This is a genomic window from Bacillus badius NBRC 15713 (assembly GCF_001591605.1).
Taxonomy (GTDB): domain Bacteria; phylum Bacillota; class Bacilli; order Bacillales; family Domibacillaceae; genus Pseudobacillus; species Pseudobacillus badius.
Genome location: NZ_BCVF01000029.1, coordinates 12,485 through 32,343 on the forward strand (window position 1 = coordinate 12,485; position 19,859 = coordinate 32,343).

A 19,859-nucleotide genomic window follows, 5' to 3' on the forward strand; every position below is an offset into this window, starting at 1 on the left:
AACATGAAACTATTTATTATTATAGGAGCAATCAATGCTTTCTTATCTGTAGCGCTCGGTGCATTCGGTGCTCACGGACTAGAAGGAAAAGTAGAACCGAAGTATCTGGAAATTTGGAAAACAGGTGTACAATATCAAATGTTTCATGCAATGGGCATGATTGCGGTCGGCATTCTTATGGGGCAAGTCCAGGCTAGTTCTATGCTGAACTGGTCAGGCTGGATGATGCTGATCGGAACTGTGATCTTCTCGGGCAGCTTGTATGCTCTCACATTGTCAGGGATCAAGGTGCTCGGTGCGATCACGCCAATCGGCGGTGTTGCTTTTCTAGTCGGCTGGGTGCTGCTTATTGTGGCTGCGATGAAATTTTGAGGGACTGTTCAATAAGTCTTTAAGTAAGAGCAGGAGAAGAAAAAGGGGCGGCCCAAAAAGTCATTTTTCATGACCTTTTGGAGCCGCTCCTTTTTGGTTACCGCGGCGGATAAGAGGCTAACCCTCCGCCGCCGCCGAATGGATATTGATATTCAATTTCTTCGTCGAACGTGACGTAATCAACGTACACCATCGGTATTAAATAGCGCTTTCCTGTTTGCGGATCACTTAATACCAGGTGGTCGCGTCCGGCTGCTTCAATCAGCCCTTTGAAAATCTTGGCATTCCACTCGCGGTTATTTTCGAAAGTTGCATAAACTGTTGCTACCTTTCCCCGGTTCAGGCGCAAAATGTTCTCTATATAAGACTCTTCCGCAGGCAGCATGCCGGGGATGCTTTGGCTTCCCCCTGCCGGCGGAGTGCCAGTGCCTGCAGGAGGCGTTGTCGGAGTGGCAGGATACGTATACATAGGGCTTGGCTGATAATAGGAAGGCATACTGTACATATAAGGGTTAGCAGTTGTTTGATTCACAAGAATCCTCCTTGAACAAATGGTTTTTTAAAACGGTTTGTCAATTAATATGTATGTGAAAATTTATGTTTCATGACAAAAGAAAAAGCCTTTCCTAAAAAACAGGAAAGGCTTTCAAACCGTTCATCATCAGCTATAGATGAAAAATATCTCAGTTAATTTGCAGCATCTGTTCCAGCTTGGAATCATCAAGCAGGTTGCCGACGAAGAAAGCGCCGAATTCGCCGTAACGGGCACTCACTTCATCAAAGCGCATCTCATATACGAGCTTTTTGAATTGAAGAACGTCATCAGCAAACAGGGTCACGCCCCACTCATAATCGTCAAAGCCGACAGAACCGGTAATGATTTGTTTGACTATGCCGGCATATTGGCGGCCAATCATGCCATGGCTGCGCATCAGCTTGCCGCGCTCTTCCATTGGAAGCATGTACCAGTTGTCTTCGCCTTGGCGGCGCTTATCCATCGGATAAAAGCAAACATGCTTCGCTTTTGGCAGCTCAGGATACAGACGGGCACGGATTTGCGGGTTTTCATACGGGTCTTCATCACCAGCTAAGTAATTGCTCAATTCAACAACTGATACGTAAGAATAGCCTGGGATGGTGTAGTCGGCAATTTTCAGCTTATTGAATTCTGTTTCCACTACATTCAATTCTTCCATTGTCGGACGGAGGATCATCAGCATAAAGTCTGCTTTTTGGCCAACAATGCTGTAAAATGCATGGCTGCCTTCCTTGGCTTCATGAACGGTGTTTAATTTATTGAGAAACTGCTGGAATTCATAAATAGCCGTTTGGCGTTCATCACTTGAAAGCATCTTCCAAGCTGTCCAATCAATCAGGCGAAAATCATGAAGGCAATACCAGCCATCAATTGTTTTTGCTGCTTCACTCATTGCGATCCACTCCCTATGTAAATGTTGTCAGTTATTAATATAACATACATCTAGCAGCAATCCATAAAAGTGCTTTGACGGGTGTGTGAACGCGGCGGCAGAAGGGAATGATGAAGAAAGATCCATTTTATTATTTAAAATCATCCTGACAGGCGGTATGCTGAGTATAAGAAGAGACAAGGAGGAAATGGCATGAGTGATTTATTTACAGCTTTAAAAAACAAGCTTTCCGGCCAACAAGTCAAGATTGTATTTCCGGAAGGGCTTGACGAGCGGATTTTAGCGGCTGCCGGCCGTTTAGCACAAGAGAAGTTATTAACTCCCGTCATTATTGGTCATAACGAAGAAGTATATCAGAAAGCTTCTCAGCTGCAGGTGGAACTCGAAGGAGTAGAAATTGTCGACCCGGCAAGCGACGCCCGTTTAGATGAATTGGTTCAATCATTTGTGGAACGGCGTAAAGGCAAAGCTACAGAGGAAGAAGCAAGGAACATTCTGATGGATGAAAACTATTTCGGCACCATGCTTGTCTATAAGGGATATGCTGAGGGGCTCGTAAGCGGAGCAGCCCATTCGACCGCTGATACTGTCCGTCCAGCCTTGCAAATCATCAAAACCAAGCAGGGCGTCCAAAAGACGTCCGGCGTGTTTATCATGGTGCGGGGAGAAGAGAAGTATGTTTTTGCTGATTGCGCGATTAATATCGCTCCTGACAGCAATGATTTGGCAGAAATTGCTATTGAGAGTGCAAAGACGGCAGAAATGTTTGATATCGAGCCGCGCATAGCGATGCTGAGCTTCTCGACAAAAGGGTCCGCCAAGTCCCCGGAGACGGAAAAGGTAGCCGAGGCGCTTCGGATCGCCAAAGAAAGAGCACCGGGTCTGGCTATTGATGGAGAATTTCAATTTGATGCCGCCTTTGTTCCAGCTGTCGCTAAGAAGAAGGCGCCTGATTCCATTATTCAGGGAGATGCAAATGTGTTTATCTTTCCAGGGCTGGAAGCAGGGAATATTGGCTACAAAATTGCCCAGCGGCTTGGCAACTTCGAAGCTGTCGGACCTATTCTGCAGGGGTTAAATGCTCCGGTGAACGACTTGTCCCGCGGCTGCAGCGAAGAAGATGTCTATAAGCTGGCGCTCATTACAGCGGCTCAATCGTTGAAATAGCGGTTGCAAGGCCTGTTTGTTCCCGCTAAAGTGGAATAAGACCGGCAATGGCCTGCAGATAACGACTGTTTTCTAATGCCAGGCTGATTGAAAATACTTGTCTTTCTAAGGCGCGCCGCTTGCGGCGGCCAAGGCAGCGAGATATTTGTCAATAGCCTGGGTTTTTTAATGTTAATGATCGAGAGGAAGAACGAACGATGAATGAATCGCTACAATTATTAAAGCAGCCCGAGTGGCGCTTGATTGACCAGTCCAGTCTGGGACCGATGTTTGGCGCCCTTCAATCCTTTGCGGCCGATGATACATTATGCACGGCTGTCGGAGCCGGCATCAGCCCGTCAACTGTCCGGGCATGGGTCCATCATCAAACAATCGTACTCGGCATACAAGATACAAAGCTTCCTTTTTTACAGGAAGGAGCAGCGTTCTTGCAGGAGGAAGGGTTCACCGTCATTGTCCGTAATTCAGGGGGGCTGGCGGTCGTTCTTGACGAAGGCGTGCTGAATTTGTCGCTTATCTTTCCTGACACGGAAAAGGGAATTGACATTGACCGCGGGTATGAAGCGATGTTTTTGCTGATTAAGGAAATGTTTGCTGACTTTCCGGTGGACATAGAGGCTTATGAGGTTGTCGGCTCTTATTGTCCCGGCAGTTATGATTTAAGCATTGGAGGAAAAAAGTTTGCCGGTATTTCCCAGCGCCGGATTCGCCGCGGGGTAGCGGTGCAAATTTACTTATGCGTAAGCGGCAGCGGTTCGGACAGGGCAGCGCTCATCCGCCGTTTTTATGAGATTGCCAAAAAAGCAGAAAAAACAAAATGGGAGTATCCCGATATTCGTCCGGAAGTGATGGCCTCTTTATCTGAATTGCTAGGCTGCGAGCTCACTATACAAGATGTAATGATGAGATTTTTACAGACGATTCACCAGCATGCCGGCCGCCTATACGCCAGTTCGTTGCAAGGAGAAGAGATGGATCTCTACCAGGGATACTTGCAGCGTGTGACCGAGCGCAATGAAAAAGCCTTATCTGCAGAGTCTTAAAGAGGGCAGATAAGGCTTTGTATTTACACTAAGCTTTATTCAGCGAGTTTTTCCAAGTTGCCGTTGCGATCCATTTTAAAAGCGGTAGGGCTAGGCTCTTCTTCATCAAAGAGAACGAGCTTTCTAGCACGGTTCATGATTTTTATTAATGTTTCATAGTCTTCCTGCATCGTCACTGAATTTTGCTCCAGCTCGCGGACTGCTTCCTCCAAGGAAGCTTTTTCCTTGGCTAATTGATCTATTTCCTGCTTTAATCTTGCATTCTCTTGTTTCAGACGGTCTGACTGGTAAGTAGAGCTGGAAAGAGTCTGCAAAAAAGCAATGACTTTTTCGATCGACATGTCTTCATGAACGGAAACGAGCGACATTTGCGGCACTTGTTCTGTTTCCACTTCGATATCATTCGGAAGCGGCAAAGACATGGCTTCTACTTCTTCTATAGAAGGAACCGGAGGCTGATATAGCAGCTTTTTTTTGCCGCCCTGCTCTTTTCCAAGCAGACGGTTCCGTTGCTTGCGCTGTTTTTTGGCGAGGGCAAGCGCTTTTTCATATTGATGGCGCACGACTGCATTCCAGCGGAACCCGCAGGCAGCAGATGTCCGGTTTAATTTGTCCCCAACCTCTTCAAACGCATTCAATTGTGTGCTTCCTTCACGCACATGGCGCAATACGGTTTCCGCGAGCAGCAGGTCGTTTTCTTCTGACCATGCATCTTGTCTGTTTTTCATTCTAATCATCTCCTTGTTTTAGTAAAAGTTTAATTACTGACAGGATGATCCAAATACGTTAGATTTATACCAATATGAAAAAATAATTTTTTTCTGCTAGTTTCCCTGTCTAACCGGCACACGGACGCCCTGCTTGTGAGTGAGGTGCTTGCCAACAGCTTTTTTTCGAGGTAAAATACCGTTTAGTTCAACCTTATTTAAGAAAGGATTGTATATAGATGGCAAACGAATTTCGAGTTTGTGATGACTGCCAAGCAGTTAACTTGAAAACTCTAGTGCCAAGGCTAAAGGATGTTGATCCGGAAGCAAAAATTGACGTGGCCTGCCAGTCTTACTGCGGACCTGGCCGCAAAAAAACATTTACTTTCGTCAATAACCGGCCGGTTGCTGCTTTGACAGAAGAAGAATTGATGGAAAAAGTAAAGAAGAAGCTAAAGAGATAAAGATGAATCACCTGCCGGAAATAGGATAAGGTGATTTTTTGTTTAAGAAAGCCGGCTGCAGAAATAGCCAGTCATTCTATGAATTTGGCTTCCTGCCGGTATTTTATAAAGAGAATATAGAACTCCCCCTTTATTTCACTATATGCGGAGGAAGGACGGTTTCTTCCTCCTATCTTCATAATTTTTCCGTTATAATTAAATAGATGAATAAGCACGAATGGGGGGGCAAAATGGAATACTCAAACAGCAAGCTGAAGGAAGAAAAGGTATTTAAAGATCCTGTTCACCGATACATTCATGTTCGTGATTTAGTGATTTGGGATTTGATTGGCACGAAGGAGTTCCAGCGCCTGCGGCGAATTCGCCAGCTCGGAACCACCTATTTAACATTTCACGGGGCAGAGCACAGCCGCTTCACGCATTCATTGGGCGTATATGAAATTGTCAGGCGCATCGTAGATGATGTGTTCGCTGAGCGGCCGGAATGGAACAAGGAGGACCGCCTGCTCTCGCTATGCGCGGCTCTTTTGCATGATGTGGGGCACGGGCCGTTTTCACATTCGTTTGAAAAGGTATTCCACCTTGATCATGAAGCGTTTACAAAAGAAATTATTCTGGGAGAAACAGAAATAAACGCCGTGTTGTCAAAGGTTCACAAAGGTTTTCCGAAGCAGGTCGCCGAGGTGATCGGCAAAACTCATGAAAATAAGCTCGTCGTCAGTTTGATTTCAAGCCAGATTGATGCCGATCGAATGGATTATTTGCAGCGGGATGCTTATTTTACAGGGGTCAGCTACGGGCATTTTGATATGGAGCGCTTGCTGCGCGTCATGCGTCCGCGAGAGGATCAAGTCGTCTTTAAGCAAAGCGGGATGCACGCAGTGGAAGACTATATCATGAGCCGCTATCAAATGTATTGGCAAGTGTATTTTCATCCGGTCACAAGGAGTGCGGAAGTCCTGCTGACTAAAATACTTCACCGGGCGAAAGAGCTGAATCAGCAAAATTACCCATTTACATACCCGCCTCTGCACTTTTACTCTATTTTTCAAGAGAAATACATTCTTGCAGACTATTTAAAACTCGATGAAGCTGTTATGCTGTATTACTTTCAAGTGTGGCAGGAAGAAAAAGATCCTGTACTAAGTGATTTATGCCGCCGGTTTGTTAATCGTGACTTATTTAAGTATGTAGAATTTGATCCTGCGAAGGAGTACCGCAAACACAGTGAATTAGAAGCGTTATTTAAAAAAGCCGGCATTGATCCGGAATATTATCTTGTATTTGACTCTTCATCCGACCTTCCGTATGATTTCTATCGGCCGGGAGAAGAAGAAGAACGGCTGCCGATCTATTTATTGATGAACACGGGTGAACTGCGCGAACTGTCACGCGAGTCCGACATTGTGGATGCCATTTCGGGTAAAAGAAGAACAGACCATAAATTATATTTTCCTGCCGATTTATTGACTGATGATTCATCCAAGCGCAATATTAAGCGGCAGATTCGATCGATTTTAGAAATTTGACGCCGGGAATGATACAGTGGGAGTTGAGAAAATTTGTTGAAAGAGCATGCGAAATTAATGGGGGTCTTTGCGGCCTGCGGAGAAGTCATCGGGCGGAAAAAACTGCAGAAAATGATTTATATTGCGAAGAAAATATCATTTCCCTTCCAGGAAAAGTTTGAATTCCATTTTTACGGCCCCTATTCAGAAGAATTGACGCTGCGCGTGGAAGAGCTGTGCAACATGGAATTTATTGATGAAGTGCGCGAAAAAAAGGGCGGGTACTACCAATACCGTTATACGCTGACAACAGAAGGAGAAGCGTTTCTGGAGCACGCGGCTGTAGACATACCTTGTTTGCGCGAAACGGTGGCAGAAATGAATAACCAAAGCGCCCGCTTTCTTGAACTCGTATCCACCGTTTTATACTTCGATACGCTCACCAAAGAAGAAGTAGCTGAAAAAATCTTTACCTTGAAAAGAAAACAACGCTACACCGAAGAAGAAATTCAAGAAGCCTACACATACATTGAAAAATTAAAAAACAACCTGCAATAAGAAAAGCGGAAGCGCCTGTTATGCTCCGGCGAGCAAATGTTCTTCCCGGCCAGAAGCCGTTTTTTGGCTTCGTGCCGGGAAGGCTATTTGACTAGAGGAGCAAGGCGCTGCAGCTGGATAGAAAAACCCGCCTTCCAGCGGGTTTTACCGGCAATTAATCTTCGTCGCTTAATCGTTTACCGGCCACCGCATAGTGGTTTTTGGACATTTCTTCAATGAAAACAACCACTTTTTCAGCAGGAGCGCCAGTTGTTTCAGCTACCGCAGCTGTTACTTTTTCAGCGAGTGCTTTTTTTTGTTCTTCTGTGCGGCCTTCCAGCATTTTTACAGTTACATAAGGCATATGTCTTGACCCCTTCCAATATGTTTCAATCACGATATAAACAAATTGTATGCTTTTCAAGGGGCACAAGCAATAGAGCAAAGGAGAAAATCTTTACTAATATAAAATAAAGGGGTTTAGCATTTGGACCGATTTTTAGCATTTTCATTGCCAGAGTTGCCGTTTGTTATTATTACTCTCATCGTGGCGTTCACCATCCATGAGTTCGCCCACGCATATGTAGCCTATAAATTTGGAGATGATACGGCGAAGAGCCAAGGGCGCTTGACGCTGAACCCTGTCCATCACTTGGACCCCATAGGCACGATCCTCATCTTAATTGCCGGGTTTGGCTGGGCGCGTCCGGTGCCGGTTGACCGCCGAAACTTCCAAAACCCTCGTCTGGCGGGGATATTTGTTTCGCTGGCTGGTCCGCTGAGCAACTTTTTAATTGCGGCCATTGCATATGCGATTTTGTTCTTTTCAGTGCGGACAGGAGTGCCGCCGTTCTTTGTTGACTTGCTCAACATGATGGTCTGGCTGAACGTCGTTTTATTTGTGTTTAACCTGCTGCCGCTGCCGCCGCTGGACGGTTACCGGATTATTGAGGATGTCGTCTCTCCGTCTGTCCGGGCAAAATTAACCCAGTATGAGCAATATGGCACGCTTATCTTTCTGATTATAGTTATTACACCGCTTTACCAATATACGATCCAGCCGATTTTCAGCTTTGTTCTGCCGTCCATTATTCAAGGCTTTAACACGATGTTTATGTTATTGTTTGGTTAATACGATTGAAGGAAAGGAGAAGGTCTTATGGAGAAAAAGAAAAAGGTTGGCTTTAATATTATTAAAAACGATCCGACAGACGGTCATAAAGGCTTTGGAAAAGGCGCTCTGTCCCTCGAGAATGTCTCCCCGGTTTTTATCGATGTAGAAGAAGGGGAAGCCTTCATCGATGTAGGGGCAATGCATGCCCGCAGCGCTGTCGAGAAGGGCATCAAGTTTCTTCCCAATAAAGAAGAAGTTCCAGAAGGTGCCAAGCCGTATTGGCTCGTATGGGTGACGGTGGACCAAGGAGAGCAAGGCCCGTTTTATACAGGAGTGACAGCCTGTGAACTAACGGTAAACAGAGAAAAGCGCCGTGGCTACAAGTCGCTGCCAGAACATGTGAACCGGATGGATAAATCGTTGAAGGGCCATATAATTGTCGATCATATGGACGGCTACTCCAAAAAAGTGCTAAAAGCTTTTCTGAAAAATCATAATGAAACGATGTGGGCAAATTCTTCAGCCGAGCTAAAAGAAGGTCTAGAGGACTGATTATCCTTTTATTCCCTTTTTGGTGAACAATGTTTGAACGTTGTTTGAAAATGATATTCCCATCTTGCCCAATAACTAGAAAGAAAGTACACTTAATGTAATGCATAAATTGCATAAACTAGGACATGACAAAGCCCCGGATCGCACAACCGGGGCTTTGTCATGTCCTTTTTTCTGTCTGGCAGAACGGTGATTCGACAGCTTGTCTAAATACGGCAGAGAATAGTCTTTTTTGTCTAAAGCTTCTCTCAATGGCCGTGTCGGATGATGTCTTTTATTTGCAAAGAAGCACCATGCTATTTTTCGAGCAGAAATTCGGCAAGTGAGCCAAAATATATTTTTATGGCAAAACATTTGTCTAAAAAAGCGGAAACAAGCGCTGCAGCCAGCCTTCTTCTTTTTGATCCTCTTTCTCTTTTTTCTTTTTCGGCAAGTGGTCTGTACAGTATTCCTCCGGTTCTGTTCCTTTGACAAAGTACATCGTTCGGGTGACCGGGCAATCGCTGCTGGCAACCTTGCCGTTCTCCGGATTAATATCCACAGCTATTACGCCTTTAGGCTTTTGGAATTTCTTGACTGGCTTGCCGCGATGGCTCCCTTCCATGAATCCGAGCCAAATGTCTTTTGCATAATGCTTATCTTCTGCTTTCACAATCTTTCTGCCGTCATCATATCCCGTCCAGATACCGGCAGCAAGCTGAGGAGTAAACCCGATCATCCAGTAATCGTAGGCTGTCGATCCTGATTTACCGGCATACGGGCGGGTTATTTTCCGAGTGAGCGAAGCGCCTGTGACATTCGCATAACTGCTTAAATTTTCATCAAACATGCCAGTCATCATATGGGTGAGCACAGCGGCTTGTTTTTTATCCAGTCGCTGCTTTTTGTCCGGCTCGTGTTCATAAATGACTTCTCCGTCTGCCGTTTCTACTCGCTGGATAAATACCGGTTCTTCATATTTTCCGCCATTTGCTATGGTGGCATAAGCATTGACCATCTCCAGCACGCGGACTCCGGATGTGCCGAGCGCCAAGGAGGGCAGCGGCTTTAACGGGGTGGAAATGCCGAAGCGTTCCGCGGTTTGCACAAGCGTTTCCGGCTTTAAAAACAAGTTTGTCTTCACGGCATAAATGTTGTCGGAGACAGCCAGTGCTTGCTCCATTGTTACGCTGCCATTTGCATAGCGGTGGTTAAAGTTGCTCGGCTCATAGACCTTTTGGCCATTGTCGTACCGAAAAGCCGTTTTTTCGCTCGTTAACTGTGTAGCCGGCGTATAACCGTTTTCAAGCGCCGCATAATATAAAAACGGCTTAAACGTCGATCCTGGCTGCCGGACTGCTTGAACAGCACGGTTGTAGGGGCTGGTGGCAAAATCCTTTCCGCCGGCAAGAGCGGTAACAAAATGTGTTTTTGGTTCAATGGAGACGAAGGCTGGCTGTATGTCCGAGTCTTCGGCAATTACTTTTTTTATTGTTTTTTCAGCAATGGCTTGGTGCTCCCGGTTTAACGTCGTATAGACACGAAGGCCGCCGAGGGCGATGGTTTGTTCATCTAAGCCGAGCTTATCGGCGAGCACCTGCTGGACGGCCTGCCGAAAGTAAGGAGCGGTATCTGAGTCTGTGTGCAAATGCTCGCCGGTAATATGAACACGGTCAGCCAGCGCTTGCTCACGTTGTTCAGGGGTGATCGCATCGCTTTTTTCCATCTCCGCCAGAATGACTTTCTGCCGTTCCTTCGCCTTAGGAAGCGAAGCAAGGGGAGAATAAATGGAAGGTCCTTTTGGAATGCCGGCCAGTATGCTGGCTTCGGACAAGCTTAAGCTTTTTGCGCTTTTGCCGAAGTAGAATTGGCTGGCAGCCTCAATGCCGTAGGCGCCATGTCCATAGTAGATGGTATTTAAATAACCTTCCAAAATCTGCTCCTTCGTATAATTCATCTCAATTCGCGCGGTATAGACGGCTTCAGATAATTTGCGCTTCCACGTTTTATCATGGGAAAGATACAGGTTGCGGGCATATTGCTGGGTAATGGTGCTGGCTCCCTGCACCTTTGCCATCGCCTTGATGTCGGCGACAGCTGCTCCTGCCATCCGTTTAAAATCAAAGCCGTGATGCTTGAAAAATTTCTTATCCTCCACGGCAATCGTCGCTTGCACAAGATAGGGGGAAATTTCATCCAGATCAACCCAATACCGTTTTTCGCTGGCATGGCTTTCACCGATCACTTGGCCATCCGCTGCCAAGTAAAGGGTCGATTGCGGGACAGCAACTTCCGGTTCGCCTAATAGTTTCATGTATAAAAATCCGGCTCCGATCAACAGCAATAGGCCCGCAACAGCAAAAAAACCGAGAAACAATACTGCGCGCACCCATTTAACTGTTTTACGATAGCCTGACAGGGTAATGACTGTCATATGAGGTTACCTGCCTTAACAAAGAATAATTATGAATAGTATGAAAAAAAATCCTTCTTTTTAAACATAAGAAAGGAAAATTTTCATGAAAGCCTGCTTAAATAAAAAAAATAACTTGAATTTTTGGTGGATTCCACTATACTTTTTTCAGTGCAATTGGAAAGATTCATTTGCGGAAAGGAAGAGATGAAATGAGCGGACTGTGGTATACAGAAAAGCAGACAGATCACTTTGGAATTACAATGAAAATTAAGCGTACGCTTCATACAGAGCAAACAGATTTTCAATATTTAGAAATGGCAGAGACCGAAGAATGGGGAAACATGCTGTTTTTAGACGGCATGGTCATGACTTCGCAAAAGGATGAATTTGTTTATCATGAAATGGTCGCACACGTGCCGCTATTTACTCATCCAAATCCGGAAAATATCTTAGTTGTCGGCGGCGGCGATGGCGGGGTCATCCGTGAAGTGCTTAAGCACCCGAAAGTGAAAAAAGCGACGCTCGTTGATATCGATGGAAAGGTCATCGAGTACTCAAAGAAATTCCTTCCGGAAATTGCAGGAGAACTAGACAACGAGCGCGTAGACGTGCGCGTGGATGACGGTTTTATGCACATTGCCAAAAGCGAAAATGAGTATGACGTCATTATGGTTGACTCTACAGAACCTGTCGGCCCGGCAGCGAACTTGTTTACGAAGGGCTTTTATGCAGGCATTTCAAAAGCTTTAAAAGAAGATGGCATTTTCGTTGCCCAAACAGACAACCCTTGGTTTAAAGCGGATTTAATCCGTGAGGTGCAGCGTGATGTGAAGGAAATCTTCCCGATCACCCGCTTATATACAGCTAATATTCCAACGTACCCAAGCGGTATGTGGACTTTTACCATCGGTTCTAAAAAATATGACCCGCTGGAAGTAAGCGATGAGCAATTCCATGAAATCGAGACGAAGTATTATACGAAAGAGCTTCATAAAGCCGCTTTCGTCTTGCCGAAATTCGTAAAAGATTTAACCGAGTAAACGGTGACTTTTGATAAAAAGGTGGGAAGGTTATGCGTTTTGATGAAGCGTATTCAGGCAATATTTTTATCGGTGCCCAGCAAGACTACGAGAATAGCCGCGTGGTGCTATACGGCATGCCGATGGATTGGACCGTCAGCTACCGCCCAGGCTCCCGCTTTGGTCCGGGACGAATTCGGGAAGTGTCGATCGGTTTGGAGGAATACAGCCCCTATTTAGACCGGGAGCTTGAAGAAATCAGCTATTTTGATGCTGGTGATATCCCGCTTCCATTCGGCAATGCAGCCAAAAGCCTAGAGTTGATTGAAAACTATATAGACGGGCTGCTGGCTGCTGGCAAATTTCCGCTTGGCATGGGCGGCGAACACCTTGTTTCCTGGCCGGTCATGAAAGCCGTGGCGAAAAAATATCCCGGCTTGGCGATCATCCATATGGATGCTCATACAGATCTCCGGACGGAATATGAGGGTGAACCGCTTTCTCACTCTACCCCGATCAGGAAAATTGCTGAACTGATTGGCCCTGAAAATGTTTATTCATTTGGTATCCGTTCAGGCATGAAGGAAGAATTCCAATGGGCAAAAGAAAATGGCATGCACATTTCCAAATTTGAAGTGCTTGAACCGTTGAAAGAAATTTTGCCTCAGCTTGCCGGCCGTCCAGTATACGTGACAATTGATATTGATGTGCTGGATCCGGCTCATGCGCCCGGTACGGGAACCGTAGATGCCGGCGGAATCACATCCAAGGAACTGCTGGCTGCTATTCATGCCATTGCTCATTCAGAAGTGAATGTGGTCGGCGGCGACCTTGTAGAAGTGGCTCCGATCTATGATTCTTCTGAACAAACGGCCAATACCGCCTCCAAGCTGATTCGCGAAATGCTGCTTGGATGGGGACTAGTCAATCAGGGTAAATAATAAAAGGCACTCGGCAACGATCGCTGCCGGGTGCCTTCCTTATGATCAGCCTCATTTAAAAATCCTTTTGATTATTGAGACGGTATTCGTCTAAAATGCCCATTTCGTCAATGTGGCGTCTCGCTTTTTCATCTCCAAATTCATAAATCAGCCCGTAAATAGCGATAAGGGCCCGGTCATAGTGATCATTTTTTTCTTTATAGGAATAATCAAGATAGGGAACATGCGCGCGGACAAACGTTTCTAGTTCGGCGTCATATTCCTCTTGAAACACTCTTCTGATAAAGGCCGCCTCTTGATCGGTCGCTTCTATGCGGAAATTGCCTTCACTAGCGGCTGTTGGCAGCACTTCTTTACTGGCAGGGTCCACATAATACATTCTTTTCACTTCTTCCATGTTAACAGCTCCCATTCCTTTTTTATTCATATACCACCGATTGTCTCCTTTTAATCCTGCGCCGCTGAAATTTCGGGGATGTCCATTGCATTTTTAAATAAACATTTTTATACTTAATAAGTTATAGAGAAGAAATTTTAAAAGGATGTGAACAGCTTGGCCCATCATCTGCAAGCATCTGTTCCTGTCAATATCCACTTAACCACCAGCATTGAACATGAAGGAGAGAAGGAAGTGTTTGAACTGATGCTCTCCGGAGAGTTTCAAGAAAAGAACGGTTCTTTTTTTCTGAAATATAATGAAGTTCAAGAAGAGGGCACGATTCAAACGGTCGTGAAGTTTTCTGATCAAAGCGCCGTTATTTTGCGCAGCGGTGCCGTGAATATGAGGCTGCCTTTTCATGAGAAGGAGCAAATGAATGGCTCCTATACCAGCCCGCACGGTACATTGGCCATGTCCACGCGAACAAGCAAGCTGCTGCATAGCCGCGCATACAATGAATCCCGGCTTGAAGGAAGGCTCCAGCTCGACTACCATTTGCTTATGCAAGGCACGGCAGTCGGCAGCTATACATTAGATTTACTATTTAAAAGTACATAAAGAGTTGATCCGGGGAGGACAGCCCCCAACCCTTTACCTGTTGAACAATAATGAGGAGGTATATCGAGATGAATGTGGCAGAGAAGGTACAAGAGCAATTAAAGGAGGAAGTGAAGGCGGCTGTATTGAAAGCCGGGCTGGCTCAAGAAGAAGAGATCCCGGCCGTTGTGCTTGAGGCGCCGAAAGAAAAGGCGCACGGCGATTACTCGACGAACATGGCGATGCAGCTGGCCCGTGTGGCAAAGAAAGCTCCGCGTACGATTGCTGAAGAAATGATCGCCCATTTTGATCATTCCAAAGCGTCCATTGAAAAAATCGAAATTGCCGGTCCCGGTTTTATTAACTTTTACATGAATAATGCTTATTTAACAGATTTGATCCCGGTTGTTCTTGCAGAAGGCGCGGATTACGGAAAAACCAATTTCGGCAACAGCCAAAAAATCCAGGTGGAATTTGTTTCTGCGAATCCAACGGGAGATTTGCATCTTGGCCATGCCCGGGGAGCCTCTGTGGGCGATTCTTTGTGCAATGTGCTTGAAAAAGCCGGCTACGATGTCACAAGAGAATATTATATTAACGACGCCGGCAACCAAATCCATAACTTGGCCCTATCTGTCGAAGCCCGCTATTTTCAAGCGCTCGGCCAGGACAAGGAAATGCCAGAGGATGGTTATCACGGTCAGGACATTGTCGGAATCGGCCGGAAATTAGCGGAGGAATTCGGCGATAAATTCGCCGGAATGCCGGAGAAAGAACGCTATGACGCATTCAGAGAATATGGTCTTAAATACGAAATGGAGAAGCTGAAGAAAGATTTGGAGAACTTCCGCGTTCCGTTCGATGTTTGGTACTCTGAAACCTCTCTTTATCAAAACGGCAAAATTGATGAAGCACTGGCTGCTTTGCGCGAAAAAGGTCATATTTACGAAGAAGGCGGGGCTGTTTGGTTCCGTTCGACAGCATTCGGGGACGACAAAGATCGCGTACTCGTGAAAAATGACGGCACCTACACATATTTAACGCCAGATATCGCCTATCACAAGGACAAATTTGAACGCGGCTATGAAAAGGTGATTAATATTTGGGGAGCCGACCATCATGGATATATTCCGCGGATGAAAGCGGCAGTGGAAGCACTCGGCTATCATCCGGCTAATTTGGAGGTAGAAGTGATTCAGCTCGTTCATCTCTATAAAAACGGCGAAAAAATGAAAATGAGCAAGCGGACTGGAAAAGCAGTGACGATGCGGGAGCTTGTGGAAGAAGTCGGATTAGACGCTGTACGCTATTTCTTTGCTATGAGAAGCGGCGATACTCATATGGACTTTGACCTTGACCTTGCTGTATCTGAATCAAACGAAAATCCAGTGTATTATGCTCAATACGCTCATGCGCGCATCAGCAGCATTTTGCGCCAGGGAGAAGAGCAGGGAATGACGATGAACAAAGAAGCCGACCTATCACTGATCGGTGCAGAGAAAGAAATTGACCTGTTAAAGAAAATTGGCGATTTCCCTCAAGTAGTCGCTGAAGCTGCGGAAAAGCGCATTCCGCACCGCATTGCTAATTATATCCAAGAGCTGTCCGCTGCGTTCCACAGCTTCTACAATGCTGAAAAAGTATTAGACGCCAGCAACCAGCCGTTGTCGGAAGCTCGTCTTGCTTTAGTGAAAGCTGTGCAAATTACGCTGAAAAACGCTTTACAGCTGATCGGCGTGTCTGCACCAGAAAAAATGTAAATGCAAAAAAGCTTGCCCGTTTCGGTGCAAGCTTTTTTTGATGGAATCCGTTAAAGAGTGCGGCTGATTTTTCTGCAGCTGTCCTTGTAAAAAGCCGCCTTTTGCTTTTCTAGGAACAGTCACAGAGTCTATCGTTATAAAAAGTCCTTCAATAAATAGGCGGCTTTCGTTTTTGCTTTTCCGCCGATAGAATGGACAGATAGGTCTGCTGCGGCAAGCGTTTCACTATCACAAAGATCTTTCTCAATAAAAGGGCGAATTTGCTTAATAAAATCCTGGCTGTAAATAAAGCAATTGCACTCGAAGTTAATGCGCTGGCTGCGGGCATCAAAATTCGCTGTGCCAATATCGCATACTTCTTCGTCAAAAATAATAATCTTCGCGTGATAAAATCCATTGGTAAACGATTGAATCCGGGCAGTTGGAAAGCGCATCATCTCTTTTAAAAAGGGGCGGGCTGCTTCTTGCACAAACGGATGATCTTCGTGTTTAGGGATAAGCACTGTCACATGAACACCGCGCGCCAGCGCACCAATCAGTTCGTGGAAGACAAGCGCAGACGGGACGAAATACGGGGTTCCAATGAAGATAGATCGTTTGGCGCTGCGCACCAATCCGATTAATTTCTCTTCCAGGTTTCCGCTTCCCGAAGGCACGATCACATGCTCGATCCCGCTTCCGTTGTCTTCTGCTTGCTCATGCGGCTGTAAGTAAGGCTGATTTTCCTCATTCCAGTCAGCTATAAACTCTGATTCTAAATCGATCGCACTCGGTCCCGATAAGCGCAGGTGATAGTCGCGCCACGGAGACAAGTTGGGGTTGTCGCTCTCTCCCATGTATTCCAGGCCCATATTAAAGCCGCCGAGGTAGGCAATGTTGCTGTCGATCACAGTAATTTTTCGATGATTCCTCTGTTGCAGGGAAAAAAAGAAATAAGGAAGACGCGGCTTTCTAGAACATCCGACTCGCACACCTGCCTGCTTTAAGCTGTTGAGATGGTGTTTTTTAATTTTTGAGCTTCCTTGCCAATCCATCAGCAAGCAGACATCAACGCCGCTGCGTGCCTTTTCTTTCAGCAGATGAAAAAATTCCCCGGTTATCCGGTCGTCTCGTATAATATAAAAAAGGCAGTATATACGCTTGCGGGCGCTCCTTATATCAAGAAAAAATTGCCGGAAAAATTCAGGGCCGCTGCAGATAAAATCAATCGTGCCTTTTCTTTTTGGATATGTTCGCTTCGGAGCTTGTTTTTTTGCCTGTTTTTGCCCCAAGTAAAGATCCAGCCCCAGCCATGAAACGAAACAAGCGAGCCAGAAAAGCATCTTCTTCAATTTCTTTCCTCCTCTAAGAAAGCAGCGTTACTTCTAGGCTTCCCAAAAAGAAAGAAGACCTTTCTAAGAAATGATGAAAAATATTTTTAATTATGGGTTGACTGAATGCTCATTCATAATATAATAAAGATATAAACATTCTGAATAGTTGTATTGTTTTTACAAAGGGGAAAGGTCGGCGTATTTTTTCTGGAAGGGAGAGCAGGTCATGAACGGATTGTTATGGATCAATCTTATTGCAACAATTTGTGTAATCGCTTACGGAGCGTATTTATTCGTTTATTTACTAAAAACCCGTTTTGAATACATCAAGTTGGGCAAGAAGCAAGAGTTTGACAACGATGTGAAGCAGCGGTTGGAGAAAATTTGGGTATTTGTTTTCGGGCAGAAAAAGCTCTTGAAGGACAAAAAGAGCGGCGCCATTCATGTCATGTTTTTTTATGGCTTCCTGCTTGTGCAGCTTGGCGCGATTGACTTTATTATTAAAGGCATTGTACCGGGAGCCCATTTGCCCCTCGGACCGCTGTACGGGGGATTTAAGTTTTTCCAAGAGCTTGTTACATTGATGATTCTGGTGGCGGTTGTATGGGCATTTCACCGCCGCTATGTTGAGAAGCTGGTTCGCTTAAAGCGCGGCTGGAAAAACGGTCTCGTCCTTATCTTTATCGGCCTGCTGATGCTGTCTGTGCTGATAGGAAACGGCCTGGATTTAATTTGGCATGAGGGAGCCGATGTCCACTGGACGGGCATTGAGCCAATCGCCTCAGCTGTTGCGGTTCTATTATCAGGAATCGGCACGAAGGCGGCCATTGCTTTGTTCTATGTTTCTTGGTGGGTGCATTTGCTCGTGCTGCTCACGTTCCTCGTATATGTGCCGCAATCAAAGCATGCCCATTTGATTTTCGGGCCGGTCAATACGTATTTTCACCGGCTGGATCGTCCGGGGACATTGAAGCCGATTGACTTTGAAGATGAAACACAGGAATCATTCGGTGTAGGGAATATTCGCGATTTTAACCAGCTCCAGATGATTGATTTTTATGCGTGCGTCGAGTGCGGGCGCTGTACCAATATGTGTCCGGCTACTGGGACTGGAAAAATGCTGTCGCCGATGGATTTAATTGTGAAATTGCGCGACCATTTAACCAATACAGGGGCGGCGGTGACGTCCAAACAGCCGTGGGTGCCGGCATTTGCGTTTTCCAATACGCAAGGCAACCAGCTGGCGCTCGCCGGCGGGGAGGAAGCGGCTGCCGCTATGTACAGCCCAAGCTTGATTGGCGATGTGATCACCGAAGAAGAGATCTGGGCTTGCACCACCTGCCGCAATTGTGAAGATCAGTGCCCGGTGATGAACGAACACGTTGATAAAATTATTGACTTGCGCCGTTACCTTGTTTTAACAGAAGGAAAAATGGACCCGGAAGCTCAGCGGGCCATGCAGAGCATTGAACGCCAAGGCAATCCGTGGGGCTTGAACCGGAAGGAGAAAGAAAACTGGCGTGATTTGCGGGAGGACGTCCGCGTGCCAACCGTGAAAGAATTGAAAAAAGCGGGCGAAGAGTTTGAGTATCTGCTATGGGTTGGTTCCATGGGAGCTTTCGATAACCGCAGCCAAAAAATTGCGCTGGCTTTTGCCAAATTGTTAAATGAAGCAGACGTGAAATTTGCCATCCTTGGCAATAAAGAAAAAAATTCCGGCGATACACCGCGCCGCCTCGGGAATGAGTTTTTATTCCAGGAGCTGGCGTCCGCAAATATTGCCGAATTTGAGAAAAATGATGTGAAGAAAATTGTAACGATTGACCCCCATGCTTATAACATCTTTAAAAACGAATACCCGGCCATGGGCTTTACGGCTGAAGTCTGCCATCATACTGAATTGCTTGCCCAGCTTGTGAGAGAAGGGCGCTTGAAGCCGCAGCATGCGGTAAATGAAACAATCACCTTCCACGATTCCTGCTACCTGGGCCGCTACAATGACGTATATGATCCGCCGCGTGAGATTTTAAAAGCCATTCCGGGAGTGAAGCTTGTAGAAATGACACGGAATCGACAAGACGGGATGTGCTGTGGTGCGGGAGGCGGATTGATGTGGATGGAAGAAGATACGGGACACCGCATTAACGTAGCCCGTACAGAACAGGCACTGGCTGTCAATCCATCAGTGATCAGCTCAGGCTGTCCGTATTGCCTGACGATGCTTTCAGACGGTACAAAGGCGAAGGAAGTGGAGGAAGCTGTTGCTACTTACGATGTAGCCGAATTGCTGGAGAAAGCCGTAATCGGTCCGCAGAAGCTTGAAGAGGTTCCTGAAGATGAACAAGCGAAAGAGCAGCGCAAAGCCGTTGTTGCTGAAACAGCTGCCGATGCACAGCCGGAAGCGTAATCGAGCAGAGAGGGTCTTCCTCTCTCGCTCTCTTATTTTTTTGAATGTTCATTATTTTCGTTTGATTTTTAGCGCCATTCCTTTAAAATAAAAGATAGAGAAAAAAGGGAGGATCTCCCTTTTCTTATAGTTAATTTTCGAGCGAGCGTTCAGT

The 19,859-nt window shown here is 46.0% G+C and carries 20 protein-coding genes; 13 read left to right on the forward strand and 7 right to left on the reverse strand.

Going from position 1 to position 19,859, the window contains the following annotated elements:
• Positions 1 to 3 precede the first annotated feature (3 nt).
• Positions 4 to 372 (forward strand): DUF423 domain-containing protein, encoded by a 369-nt coding sequence (locus BBA02S_RS14055; protein ID WP_041095485.1) that lies wholly within the window; start codon positions 4 to 6, stop codon positions 370 to 372.
• A 97-nt stretch (positions 373 to 469) separates the two neighbouring features.
• Here the strand turns inward: BBA02S_RS14055 and gerQ are convergent, their stop codons facing one another.
• On the reverse strand, positions 470 to 841 hold the full coding sequence (gene gerQ, locus BBA02S_RS14060) for a spore coat protein GerQ (protein WP_370511062.1): 372 nt from the start codon (positions 839 to 841) through the stop codon (positions 470 to 472).
• A 214-nt stretch (positions 842 to 1,055) separates the two neighbouring features.
• Positions 1,056 to 1,802: a hydrogen peroxide-dependent heme synthase gene (gene hemQ, locus BBA02S_RS14065; protein WP_041095483.1), complete on the reverse strand. Its 747-nt coding sequence runs from the start codon at positions 1,800 to 1,802 to the stop codon at positions 1,056 to 1,058.
• Between the two features lie 192 nt (positions 1,803 to 1,994).
• Between hemQ and pta the strand changes: the two genes are divergently transcribed.
• Both pta and lipL read left to right on the forward strand, forming a co-directional pair.
• Complete coding sequence (gene pta, locus BBA02S_RS14070; protein ID WP_041113818.1) at positions 1,995 to 2,969, forward strand: phosphate acetyltransferase; 975 nt, start codon at positions 1,995 to 1,997, stop codon at positions 2,967 to 2,969.
• A 197-nt stretch (positions 2,970 to 3,166) separates the two neighbouring features.
• On the forward strand, positions 3,167 to 4,012 hold the full coding sequence (gene lipL, locus BBA02S_RS14075; RefSeq protein ID WP_041113817.1) for an octanoyl-[GcvH]:protein N-octanoyltransferase: 846 nt from the start codon (positions 3,167 to 3,169) through the stop codon (positions 4,010 to 4,012).
• Between the two features lie 35 nt (positions 4,013 to 4,047).
• Here the strand turns inward: lipL and BBA02S_RS14080 are convergent, their stop codons facing one another.
• Entirely contained in the window at positions 4,048 to 4,740 is a 693-nt protein-coding gene (locus BBA02S_RS14080; RefSeq protein WP_041095476.1) for an RsfA family transcriptional regulator, read from the reverse strand.
• Between the two features lie 218 nt (positions 4,741 to 4,958).
• Between BBA02S_RS14080 and BBA02S_RS14085 the strand changes: the two genes are divergently transcribed.
• From BBA02S_RS14085 to BBA02S_RS14095, 3 genes are all read left to right on the forward strand, one after another.
• Complete coding sequence (locus tag BBA02S_RS14085; protein WP_041095474.1) at positions 4,959 to 5,183, forward strand: YuzB family protein; 225 nt, start codon at positions 4,959 to 4,961, stop codon at positions 5,181 to 5,183.
• A 230-nt stretch (positions 5,184 to 5,413) separates the two neighbouring features.
• Positions 5,414 to 6,712 carry an HD domain-containing protein gene (locus BBA02S_RS14090; protein WP_041095472.1) on the forward strand — a complete coding sequence of 433 codons (1,299 nt, stop codon included), beginning with the start codon at positions 5,414 to 5,416 and terminating at the stop codon, positions 6,710 to 6,712.
• 33 nt (positions 6,713 to 6,745) lie between these two features.
• Complete coding sequence (locus BBA02S_RS14095; RefSeq protein ID WP_041095470.1) at positions 6,746 to 7,249, forward strand: YwgA family protein; 504 nt, start codon at positions 6,746 to 6,748, stop codon at positions 7,247 to 7,249.
• 154 nt (positions 7,250 to 7,403) lie between these two features.
• On the opposite strand, the gene BBA02S_RS14100 is transcribed toward BBA02S_RS14095, so the two are convergent.
• Positions 7,404 to 7,622, reverse strand: a complete 219-nt coding sequence (locus tag BBA02S_RS14100) for a 2-hydroxymuconate tautomerase (RefSeq protein WP_255211758.1) — start codon at positions 7,620 to 7,622, stop codon at positions 7,404 to 7,406.
• Between the two features lie 93 nt (positions 7,623 to 7,715).
• Between BBA02S_RS14100 and BBA02S_RS14105 the strand changes: the two genes are divergently transcribed.
• Complete coding sequence (locus BBA02S_RS14105) at positions 7,716 to 8,360, forward strand: site-2 protease family protein (protein WP_041095466.1); 645 nt, start codon at positions 7,716 to 7,718, stop codon at positions 8,358 to 8,360.
• A gap of 27 nt (positions 8,361 to 8,387) precedes the next feature.
• Complete coding sequence (locus BBA02S_RS14110) at positions 8,388 to 8,894, forward strand: YwhD family protein (RefSeq protein ID WP_041095464.1); 507 nt, start codon at positions 8,388 to 8,390, stop codon at positions 8,892 to 8,894.
• Positions 8,895 to 9,252: 358 nt separating this feature from the next.
• On the opposite strand, the gene BBA02S_RS14115 is transcribed toward BBA02S_RS14110, so the two are convergent.
• Positions 9,253 to 11,307, reverse strand: coding sequence for a transglycosylase domain-containing protein (locus BBA02S_RS14115; RefSeq protein WP_041095462.1), 2,055 nt, complete (start codon positions 11,305 to 11,307; stop codon positions 9,253 to 9,255).
• Between the two features lie 191 nt (positions 11,308 to 11,498).
• Here BBA02S_RS14115 and speE point away from each other — a divergent pair, with 191 nt between their 5' ends.
• The gene (speE, locus tag BBA02S_RS14120; RefSeq protein ID WP_041095460.1) at positions 11,499 to 12,329 is read left to right on the forward strand and encodes a spermidine synthase; all 831 of its coding nucleotides are present in this window, start codon (positions 11,499 to 11,501) and stop codon (positions 12,327 to 12,329) included.
• Between the two features lie 32 nt (positions 12,330 to 12,361).
• Entirely contained in the window at positions 12,362 to 13,249 is an 888-nt protein-coding gene (gene speB / locus BBA02S_RS14125) for an agmatinase (RefSeq protein ID WP_041113816.1), read from the forward strand.
• A gap of 55 nt (positions 13,250 to 13,304) precedes the next feature.
• Here the strand turns inward: speB and BBA02S_RS14130 are convergent, their stop codons facing one another.
• Positions 13,305 to 13,676 (reverse strand): hypothetical protein, encoded by a 372-nt coding sequence (locus tag BBA02S_RS14130; protein WP_052475000.1) that lies wholly within the window; start codon positions 13,674 to 13,676, stop codon positions 13,305 to 13,307.
• Between the two features lie 126 nt (positions 13,677 to 13,802).
• Between BBA02S_RS14130 and BBA02S_RS14135 the strand changes: the two genes are divergently transcribed.
• A complete protein-coding gene (locus tag BBA02S_RS14135) occupies positions 13,803 to 14,246 on the forward strand; it encodes a YwiB family protein (protein WP_231557182.1) in 444 nt (147 codons plus the stop codon).
• A gap of 68 nt (positions 14,247 to 14,314) precedes the next feature.
• Positions 14,315 to 15,985 (forward strand): arginine--tRNA ligase, encoded by a 1,671-nt coding sequence (argS, locus tag BBA02S_RS14140; RefSeq protein WP_041095456.1) that lies wholly within the window; start codon positions 14,315 to 14,317, stop codon positions 15,983 to 15,985.
• Positions 15,986 to 16,119: 134 nt separating this feature from the next.
• Here argS and BBA02S_RS14145 read toward each other — a convergent pair whose 3' ends face one another.
• Entirely contained in the window at positions 16,120 to 17,307 is a 1,188-nt protein-coding gene (locus tag BBA02S_RS14145; protein WP_041113871.1) for a phospholipase D-like domain-containing protein, read from the reverse strand.
• A gap of 217 nt (positions 17,308 to 17,524) precedes the next feature.
• On the opposite strand from BBA02S_RS14145, the gene BBA02S_RS14150 reads away from it, so the two are divergent.
• On the forward strand, positions 17,525 to 19,705 hold the full coding sequence (locus BBA02S_RS14150) for a (Fe-S)-binding protein (protein ID WP_082040231.1): 2,181 nt from the start codon (positions 17,525 to 17,527) through the stop codon (positions 19,703 to 19,705).
• Positions 19,706 to 19,859: the final 154 nt, after the last annotated feature.

Coding starts and splice junctions, on each gene's coding strand:
- BBA02S_RS14055 (WP_041095485.1), top strand. CDS start 4: ATGAAACTATTTATTATTATAGGAGCAATCAATGCTTTCTTATCTGTA.
- gerQ (WP_370511062.1), bottom strand. CDS start 841: ATGTATACGTATCCTGCCACTCCGACAACGCCTCCTGCAGGCACTGGC.
- hemQ (WP_041095483.1), bottom strand. CDS start 1,802: ATGAGTGAAGCAGCAAAAACAATTGATGGCTGGTATTGCCTTCATGAT.
- pta (WP_041113818.1), top strand. CDS start 1,995: ATGAGTGATTTATTTACAGCTTTAAAAAACAAGCTTTCCGGCCAACAA.
- lipL (WP_041113817.1), top strand. CDS start 3,167: ATGAATGAATCGCTACAATTATTAAAGCAGCCCGAGTGGCGCTTGATT.
- BBA02S_RS14080 (WP_041095476.1), bottom strand. CDS start 4,740: ATGAAAAACAGACAAGATGCATGGTCAGAAGAAAACGACCTGCTGCTC.
- BBA02S_RS14085 (WP_041095474.1), top strand. CDS start 4,959: ATGGCAAACGAATTTCGAGTTTGTGATGACTGCCAAGCAGTTAACTTG.
- BBA02S_RS14090 (WP_041095472.1), top strand. CDS start 5,414: ATGGAATACTCAAACAGCAAGCTGAAGGAAGAAAAGGTATTTAAAGAT.
- BBA02S_RS14110 (WP_041095464.1), top strand. CDS start 8,388: ATGGAGAAAAAGAAAAAGGTTGGCTTTAATATTATTAAAAACGATCCG.
- BBA02S_RS14115 (WP_041095462.1), bottom strand. CDS start 11,307: ATGACAGTCATTACCCTGTCAGGCTATCGTAAAACAGTTAAATGGGTG.
- speE (WP_041095460.1), top strand. CDS start 11,499: ATGAGCGGACTGTGGTATACAGAAAAGCAGACAGATCACTTTGGAATT.
- speB (WP_041113816.1), top strand. CDS start 12,362: ATGCGTTTTGATGAAGCGTATTCAGGCAATATTTTTATCGGTGCCCAG.
- BBA02S_RS14130 (WP_052475000.1), bottom strand. CDS start 13,676: ATGAATAAAAAAGGAATGGGAGCTGTTAACATGGAAGAAGTGAAAAGA.
- argS (WP_041095456.1), top strand. CDS start 14,315: ATGAATGTGGCAGAGAAGGTACAAGAGCAATTAAAGGAGGAAGTGAAG.
- BBA02S_RS14145 (WP_041113871.1), bottom strand. CDS start 17,307: ATGCTTTTCTGGCTCGCTTGTTTCGTTTCATGGCTGGGGCTGGATCTT.
- BBA02S_RS14150 (WP_082040231.1), top strand. CDS start 17,525: ATGAACGGATTGTTATGGATCAATCTTATTGCAACAATTTGTGTAATC.